This window comes from Crocosphaera sp. Alani8 (assembly GCF_038442745.1).
Classification (GTDB): Bacteria; Cyanobacteriota; Cyanobacteriia; order Cyanobacteriales; family Microcystaceae; genus Crocosphaera.
Map to the genome: position 1 here is coordinate 1 of NZ_JARVCN010000151.1, position 8061 is coordinate 8061.

8 protein-coding genes are annotated in these 8061 nt (G+C 41.3%); all 8 read left to right on the plus strand.

Translation table 11 applies throughout. The annotated features are described in order from the left end of the window. The first annotated feature begins 174 nt into the window (after positions 1–174). The 8 genes from P9B04_RS10350 to P9B04_RS10385 all read left to right on the plus strand — a co-directional run bounded on the left by P9B04_RS10350 (position 175) and on the right by P9B04_RS10385 (position 7917). Positions 175–1191 (plus strand): glycosyltransferase family 2 protein, encoded by a 1017-nt coding sequence (locus P9B04_RS10350; RefSeq protein WP_342054911.1) that lies wholly within the window; start codon positions 175–177, stop codon positions 1189–1191. Positions 1192–1238: 47 nt separating this feature from the next. Continuing rightward, positions 1239–1442: a hypothetical protein gene (locus P9B04_RS10355; protein ID WP_342054912.1), complete on the plus strand. Its 204-nt coding sequence runs from the start codon at positions 1239–1241 to the stop codon at positions 1440–1442. A 66-nt stretch (positions 1443–1508) separates the two neighbouring features. Beyond that, positions 1509–2564, plus strand: coding sequence for a Gfo/Idh/MocA family protein (locus P9B04_RS10360; protein ID WP_342054913.1), 1056 nt, complete (start codon positions 1509–1511; stop codon positions 2562–2564). After that, on the plus strand, positions 2561–3577 hold the full coding sequence (locus tag P9B04_RS10365; protein ID WP_342054914.1) for an NAD-dependent epimerase/dehydratase family protein: 1017 nt from the start codon (positions 2561–2563) through the stop codon (positions 3575–3577). The genes P9B04_RS10360 and P9B04_RS10365 overlap by 4 nt, the downstream gene beginning before the upstream one ends. Before the next feature lie 48 nt (positions 3578–3625). Beyond that, positions 3626–4645 (plus strand): hypothetical protein, encoded by a 1020-nt coding sequence (locus tag P9B04_RS10370; protein WP_342054915.1) that lies wholly within the window; start codon positions 3626–3628, stop codon positions 4643–4645. Between the two features lie 15 nt (positions 4646–4660). Further along, entirely contained in the window at positions 4661–5740 is a 1080-nt protein-coding gene (locus P9B04_RS10375) for a glycosyltransferase family 4 protein (protein WP_342054916.1), read from the plus strand. A 139-nt stretch (positions 5741–5879) separates the two neighbouring features. Further along, complete coding sequence (locus tag P9B04_RS10380; RefSeq protein ID WP_342054917.1) at positions 5880–6875, plus strand: sulfotransferase family protein; 996 nt, start codon at positions 5880–5882, stop codon at positions 6873–6875. A gap of 10 nt (positions 6876–6885) precedes the next feature. Next, complete coding sequence (locus tag P9B04_RS10385; RefSeq protein WP_342054918.1) at positions 6886–7917, plus strand: sulfotransferase; 1032 nt, start codon at positions 6886–6888, stop codon at positions 7915–7917. Positions 7918–8061: the final 144 nt, after the last annotated feature.

Below are 8061 nucleotides of genomic sequence, written 5' to 3' on the forward strand. Positions count from 1 at the left end.
GCTTGGAGAAGCCCGCACTGTAACGGTACTCCGTTCAGTGTCGGGAGTCGTCACTCTTGTTAGGTCTTGCTATAGTCGAATAGGATAGAAATATCCCATTCGACCAGCTATTCCTAGCTCCTTTGATTGGGTCAATCATTCGCTTCCCTATTGAAATTAATTTCTAAAATGACTATGAGTACCTTAAAAACAGTCGTCATTGGCCGCAATGAAGGTGATCGCCTAATCACCTGTTTCGATTCCGTACTAGCTCAACTTTCAAATCCTAATCAAATTGTCTATGTTGATTCGGGTTCAACGGATGATAGTGACAAGGTAGCCGAAAAAAGAAGTATTTCGACAATTTATCTAGATAACTCCGCCCCCTTTACCGCAGCCAGAGGCCGCAACGCCGGATGGCGCTGGTTATGCCAAAATGAATCTACCCCCGAGTATATCCAATTTATCGATGGAGACTGCGAATTAGTGGAAGGATGGTTAGACAAAGCAACGGCTTTTCTAGATACCCATCCCCAAGTGGCCGTTGTCTGTGGCCGACGACGAGAGCGTTACCCCGATGCTTCCCCCTACAATTTATTGGCAGACATGGAGTGGGATACTCCTGTTGGTCAGACTATGGCCTGCGGAGGAGATGCCCTAATTCGTACAGAAGCCCTGCAATCCGTTGGGGGTTACAATTCATCCTTAATCTGCGGAGAAGAACCAGAGATGTGTATCCGTCTCGGTCGCCAAGGGTGGCAAATTTATCGTCTTGATGCAGATATGACCCTACACGACATGGATATGTTTCATTTTCGCCAATGGTGGAAGCGATCAATTCGCGGGGGTTGGGCTGTGGCTGAAGGAGTCGCTAACTACGGAACTCCCCCTGAGAAATATATGGTGCGTGAACATCGTAGTGGTTGGCTGTGGGGGTTGTTGCTTCCTTTATTTGCCATTACACTAGCAATGATTAGCAGAGGAGCTAGTTTAGGGATATTGTTACTATATCCTCTTCTAGCTTGGCGAATTTATGGCTATCGTAGTCAACAAAGGGGATATATGTCGAATCATGCTTTTGTCTATGCTTCTTTTTGCACCCTCTCTAAATTTCCCCAAATGCTCGGTCAAGCATCCTATTGGTTGACCCGATGGCAAGGGAAAACAGCCACCCTGATTGAATACAAATCTGCTGTTAAGAGTAAGTTCTGAATAGCATAGTGTTTTAAGACATGTACTAGGAATAACGATTTTTTATTATGACTATTAATCCTCCTTTAAAAGGAATTTTTGGAACAGGCCGTTCAGGATCAACTTGGTTGGGAGCAATAATCAATAGTCATCCTGATGTTGTTTATAGATGGAAGAAGAGCATCTCATCTGAAGAGCAAAAGCAAATTGTAAACATAGTCAGCAACAGCTGGGCTTTTGAACTCTGCGCATCTCTAGGGAACTGGGATTAATCTTAACCCTAATATATAGGGAGATGATTAACGATAAAACAGTCTAAAAAAAAGATATCTATATTTATGTCACAAAAACTAAGAACGGGAATTATCGGCACAGGAGTCATTTCTAAAGAACATTTGGCTTTTTTGCAACAATCAGAGCAAAGTCAATTGGTGGGAGTGTGTGATTTGTCTGCAGCCGCGGCTCAATACGCCGCTCAAAAATTTGAAGCCGACGCGGCTTATACAAACTATAAAGAAATGCTAGACAAAGCCAAACCCCATGTGGTACACATCCTAACCCCCCCCAATACCCACCAATTTTTAGCAACAGATTGTCTTAAAGCAGGGGCTCACGTCATCTGTGAAAAGCCGATTACCCCCACGTACGAGTCATTCAAGGAACTGTGGGACTTAGCTCAGACCTGCGATCGCCATCTGATCGAGGACTACAACTATCTATTCAACGAACCAATTCTTGCCATCAACGAAAAACTTCAGTCCGGGGAATTGGGTGAAATTCAAGACGTAGACATCCGTGTTGTGCTTAATGTGCGAGAAGGGGGAAGGTTTGCTGACGAAAACTTACCTAACCCTGTGCATCGTTTGCCCGCAGGGGTTATTCACGACGTGATTACCCATATGTGCTACCTCGCTCTTCAATATTTACCATCTGTGGACCGTGTTGGGGCTGTTTGGAGTAATCATGGGGGAGGCGATTTATTCAAGTACGATGATCTGGATGCCCTAGTGATTGGAGACTCAGTTCATGCTCGCTTAAGGTTCAGTCATAGCACTTGGCCAGAATGCTTTGAGGTGAAAGTCCGAGGAAATAAAGGGTACGTAGAGACAGATCTTTTTCAACCCTACGTACGAACTGTGGTTCCTCGCTCCGGGGGGAAACAACTAACCCCCTTAATCAACCATTTTTCAAGTGGAGTATCATTTATGGGAGCCAGTGCCAGCAACTTCCGCAATAAAATTATGCAGAAAACCCCCTACGAAGGACTAACGCGTTTCCTGCACCTCACTTACACCGCCCTACGAGAAAATAAACCCCTTCCGGTTACCTTCGAGATGATGGAGCGGACTAATCGTTTGATCGATACTTTATTACAGGAGAAATATTGTCTATGAAAGTTTTAATCACAGGTGCATCGGGATTTCTCGGTCAATATGTAGTTGCCGAGGCTCTAAGGCAAGGTTACACAGTTCAAGCCGTTGTTAGACCCATGACCAATGTTGACAAAATTTCCTGGTCAAATCACCCTAATATTGAGTGGGTGAGACTGGATTTGAGGAGTCCCAAAGGATGGCTAGATGTGTTACAAAGCACCGATGCGGTCATCCACCTCGCAGCAGTCAAAGCAGGGGATTTTTACGACCAATTTGCAGGCACAGTGATGGCAACGGAGAACCTCTTGGCAGGAATGGCTCAAGCTAAAGTTTTCAAGCTGATTCTTACCAGTACCTTTTCCGTCTATGACTATCTCCACCTCAAACCCAACACTGTTTTAGACGAGGAAACTCCTCTAGAAGCCAACCCTGATAACAGAGACGAATACGCTCAAACCAAATTGATTCAGGAGCAGTTAATCCGTCAATTTGAAAATGATCATGGAGCAAAGGTGACAATTTTAAGACCTGGGATGATTTATGGCCGCGAATGTCTTTGGCATGCTCTATTAGGGGCAGAAATTGGAGAAAATCGCTGGTTAAAAATTGGGGGGAAAGCAATCCTACCTATGTCTTATGTTGAAAATTGCGCAGAAGCTATTGTCGTAGCTTTGTCTTCGGAAGCGGCAGAAGGACGGACAATTAATGTAGTCGATGACAATTTACCCACTCAAAACGAGTACATAGAAGGACTACTGAAACGGACAGAGAACCCCCCCCAATTAATCCCTGTGAGCTGGTTTATCATGAGAACCATCGCCCATTTAGCTTGGTGGGTGCGGGAGGTTTGGTTAGAAGGGAAAGCCCGTCTACCAGGGATTTTAGTCCCGGCAAAGCTTTATGCCCGTTTTAACTCCCTCAGATACAGCAATTCCCTAGCTCACGAATTACTGCGGTGGGAACCTCGTTATAGTTTCGATGAAGCATTGAATCGTAGTTATAGTTCCAAAGATTTGTTCGAAATACAACGTTGAGCAAAAAAATGATTACTGCTCTTTACTTTTGTTATCCTATCTAATGTTATGACTCAAGTTTATATTCATATTGGACTGCACAAAACGGCAACAACATTTTTGCAAACTCTTGTGTTTCCTAGACTCAAAGGTACCATTTATTTATCACGACCTTACACTCAATTAAATCATGCTTTTAATAAACTTCAATATGCTGATGATGCCAGGTATAACGAAATGGAGATCAGACAAGAGTTAGAAAAGTTTCAAAACGCTGAACGTCTTTTTATATCTGACGAAATGTTATCAGGTATCCCTAACTTTAATTACATTAATCGATCTGTAATTGCCAAAAGGATAAGCGAACTTTTTCCTGATGCTAATATTATTTTATTCTTGAGAGGACAAATTGATTTAATCAACTCTTTGTACAATACTTGGGTTAAAAACCAAAAAGGGACCCGAACAATTCAAGACTTTGTTTATTTCCCTACTCGAGATTATTCTTATCGAGATTTTCAAAAAAATGAATTAAAGGCTGGATCTTCTTTCCAACGAAGGATCAAGACCTTCTATTTTCATTATGATCACTTTTCACTAAATCTAAGTAACTTTTTTTATTACGAATTAGTGAGTTTCTACAAACAGCTTTTTAAAAATGTTCATGTGTTTTTATTTGAGGACTTTCGGCAAAATCCTTGGCAAGAAATCTCGAAACTACAAGAGATTTTAGCTAACCGTCGAGAAGCCCCGCACTGTACCGTAGGTCAGTGTGGAGGAGTGTCACGAGATGATTTTGTTGATATTAATCAACAAGACATAGAAAGCTCTCGTAATGTTAGTTTAGGGGAAGTTGATTTAGAAGGAAGGAGATTTAGGAATGGAGTATCAAACTTTGCTCAGAATAAAATACTTCTAAAAATAGCGGAATTAACAGGTAAACTGGTAGCTCGCGCTTCATCTAATCCAAGCAACAAAGACTATCTCAAGCAATATATCAAGGAGTTTTATCGCGAAAATAATCAAAAGTTAATTCAAGCTTATCCTGAAATAGCTTTAGATAAATATCCTCAAAACTATCAACTTTAACTGACCCTAGTAAAAATGCGAATTGCTATTATTGCGCCAGGTTTACACCGAGTACAAAGAGGAGCAGAGGTCGCTCTAGAATCCATTGGTCGTGAGTTAGCTAGGTTTGACGGCGTGGAAGTAACCTTGTTTGGTTCGGGATATCCTCGCCCTAATGAACCCTATAATTTTATCCATGTGGGCAATATCGACCGTCAGACCTTTGAAAGATGGCCACGTATCCCCATTCTACGCAACGAGTACGTTTATGAAGAATTAACCTTCTTACCTCAACTAATCTATCGTTACCATCCGCAAGATTTTGATTTTACTTTAACCTGTAGCTATCCTTTTACTAATTGGTGGCTTAGACGGGGGGAAAATTCTCCAGCTCACGTTTTCGTGACACAAAATAGTGATTATCCTGCAATTTGCGATAACAGTGAATACAAGTGGTTTGGATGCGAAGGTTTGATATGTACTAATCAAGAGTATTTTGAGCGTAACAAAGCACGATGGACATCTTGTTTAATTACCAATGGAGTTAATGCCGAAACCTTTTCCCCCCAGCCTGTTGCTCGAAACCAATTTGCATTACCCGATGATGTACCCATTGCATTGATGGTAAGCGCATTAATCCCATCCAAACGTATTCTAGAAGGAATTCAAGCTGTTGCTCAACTTCCTGAATGGCATCTGGTTATTTGTGGTGACGGGCCTCTAAGGCACCAGGTGTCAGAAATGGGTGAAACTCTCATGCCGAGAAGATTGCACTTAAAAAAATTATCCCACGAGCAAATGCCAGATATTTATAGAATTGCTGATGTTTTTCTTCATTTGAGTATTGATGAACCCTTTGGGAACGTTTATCTAGAAGCATTGGCGACAGGATTACCCATTGTTGCTCATAATCGAGATGTTACTCGATGGATTTTAGAGGATACTAGTATTTTAGTGGACACAACGGAACCCTCTCAAATTATTCAGGCTATTCAAACAGCCATTTCCCAAAAAACGTCAGAAGCAATCAACCACCGTCGCTGTGTCATTGAACAAAGGTTTACGTGGCGAGCAATCGGACAGCAATATCTAAACTTTTTAACTCAACTGAATTAATAAGTTTATAAAAAATATGCTATTGCGTTACCGTAGAAAAACAATTCAAGTATTTTAGATTGTTTTTTCCTGTGGTAGAGCCGAAAAAATTTGGAATAGTGCATAGTTTAAAATAGTTACCGAAACCCTATATAGTCTTATGATGAAATTTAACGAACTTGAACAAACAACCTTCATAGTGGGAGCAGAGCGTTCTGGATCAACTCTTTTGCGATTAATGCTGGATCACCATCCTCACATTGCGTGGTGTTCCGAGTTCGAGTACGCTGTTGAAACTGAAGAAAAAGATCGCTCCAACCTTGAACACTTTTACGAAAAATTAAGCACTAACAGGATATTTGCTGCTCACGGTTTTACAATCGATAAAACCCTCAATTATCCCGACCTAATCAAAAGCTTTTTGATACAACGTAAACAACAAACCAACAAGGAAATTGTTGGAGCAACTTGTCATAAAAACTTTGACAGATTGTTGGAAATTTGGAAAGATGCTAGATTCATTCATGTTCTTAGAGATCCCAGAGATGTGGCTCGCTCCAGTCAGGAAATGGGTTGGGCTGGTAATGTATGGGTAGGTTTAGACCGATGGATTCATTCAGAAGAAACATGGGATAAATTAGCATCGATATTACCCCCTGAGCGTCAATTAGAAATTCGCTACGATGACTTTATCCGTAAACCAGAAGAAACATTAACGAAGATTTGTAATTTTATTGGCACATCTTATGATTCCGAGATGTTCAATTATATTCACACCACCGATTATCAATTGCCCGATCCCAAACTGGTGAGCCAATGGAAACATCGACTATCTTCTGAGGACATTCGCTTAATCGAAGCAAGAGTTGGTAGCCTCTTGGATAAAAGAGGATTTGAACGAAGTGGACTACCTTCTTTAGCTATCTCCCCTCTAAAAATCCATCAACTCACATGGCAAAGCTGGTGGTATTGCATTAGTTTCAGAATTAAAAGGTACGGACTAAAACTAGTTTTACTAGAATTTTTATCGAGAAAATTGGGGTTAGAACAATGGCAAAAGCAACTTACCCTTGAAATGAACGAAGTGACCAACGCCTACTGCAAATTTGATGGCAACCCTCAAATTACCGAAGCCCGTCAAAAAGTTCTCAACTAATTAAATTTTTATGACTGAAATAACCTTAAATACCCCTCCCTATGTCCTAATTGTTGGGCATGGCCGCTCAGGTACTAACTGGCTGTTAGACATTTTAGATGCCAGTGAAAAAACCCACTGTCGTAATGAGCCGGACGCAGTATCAAATTCCCAGTTAGAGTATGTTCGTACCCTTTGGTCTTCAAAAGACTCCCTCGAGGAAGTTCTTCGCCAATGGGAGACTCGCATTAATAAAGCAAAACTATGTATGAGCGAGAGGGATCACCACATTGAAACACCCAAACAACACATCTATCCTTTGAGCCATAAAAGTGGGATTGCAACTCTTCCAACTCGACGAAAAATTCGGCAGGCACTACGCCTTGTTATGCCACAATTCCGTCAAGGGGAGTGGCAAGTTCCGTGGTGGATAGCCGATGAAACAAAACTGGAACAAGCTTGTGGGGTTTTCAAAATCAATCGACTTGCCGCCTGGTTTGTCCATCCCCTAGCCGTAAATTATCCCCAAATTCCCATTCTCCACATTGTGCGTCATCCTGGTGGGTATCTCAATTCTGCTCTTAAACGATTCTTTGTTAGTTGCAGTACAGAAGAACTAAATAAAGAATTTGAACTATATCAAATGATTATGAAAACAGCGATTCAGGTTTATCCTGAATGGCAAGAACGAGTTGGAGATTTGTCTTCTATGGATCTTACTGAAACAGTAATGTGGTTTTGGTGCTTAAATAACGAGATGATCTATGAAGAAAATAAAAATAATCCTAATTATCACCTACTAATCTACGAAAATATCGTTGCAAATCCTTTAGAACAATCCCAGAAAGTTTACGATTTTTGCCGACTTCCCTGGAATGAGGTAGTAGAAAGTCAGATTAAAGAAGGATTGACAGAATCAGTATGGGGGAGCCTAAAATCAAAACCATCAGCAGTTGCCCAAGCATGGCGTAAATCCTTAACAGTCGAGCATCAATCTCTCGTCAGTAAAATATTATCCACTAGCCGAATAGAGTTCTTGTGGTCTGATTCAGCCGACATCTAGGAAATTTACCCTAATTGCTCGGTGATGCGGCTTAAACACCACCATTCATAATTAAATTTAACAAACCAACCTATGCAACACCACATTATCTTTACCGAAAATCGGAGCATGAAAGCCCCTGGCTTCAGACATGGGGATGAAATG

What these genes read in the sequence shown, in the direction of transcription:
- P9B04_RS10350 (WP_342054911.1), top strand. Translation starts at nt 175, where the DNA reads ATGAGTACCTTAAAAACAGTCGTCATTGGCCGCAATGAAGGTGATCGC.
- P9B04_RS10370 (WP_342054915.1), top strand. Translation starts at nt 3,626, where the DNA reads ATGACTCAAGTTTATATTCATATTGGACTGCACAAAACGGCAACAACA.
- P9B04_RS10365 (WP_342054914.1), top strand. Translation starts at nt 2,561, where the DNA reads ATGAAAGTTTTAATCACAGGTGCATCGGGATTTCTCGGTCAATATGTA.
- P9B04_RS10385 (WP_342054918.1), top strand. Translation starts at nt 6,886, where the DNA reads ATGACTGAAATAACCTTAAATACCCCTCCCTATGTCCTAATTGTTGGG.
- P9B04_RS10360 (WP_342054913.1), top strand. Translation starts at nt 1,509, where the DNA reads ATGTCACAAAAACTAAGAACGGGAATTATCGGCACAGGAGTCATTTCT.
- P9B04_RS10375 (WP_342054916.1), top strand. Translation starts at nt 4,661, where the DNA reads ATGCGAATTGCTATTATTGCGCCAGGTTTACACCGAGTACAAAGAGGA.
- P9B04_RS10355 (WP_342054912.1), top strand. Translation starts at nt 1,239, where the DNA reads ATGACTATTAATCCTCCTTTAAAAGGAATTTTTGGAACAGGCCGTTCA.
- P9B04_RS10380 (WP_342054917.1), top strand. Translation starts at nt 5,880, where the DNA reads ATGATGAAATTTAACGAACTTGAACAAACAACCTTCATAGTGGGAGCA.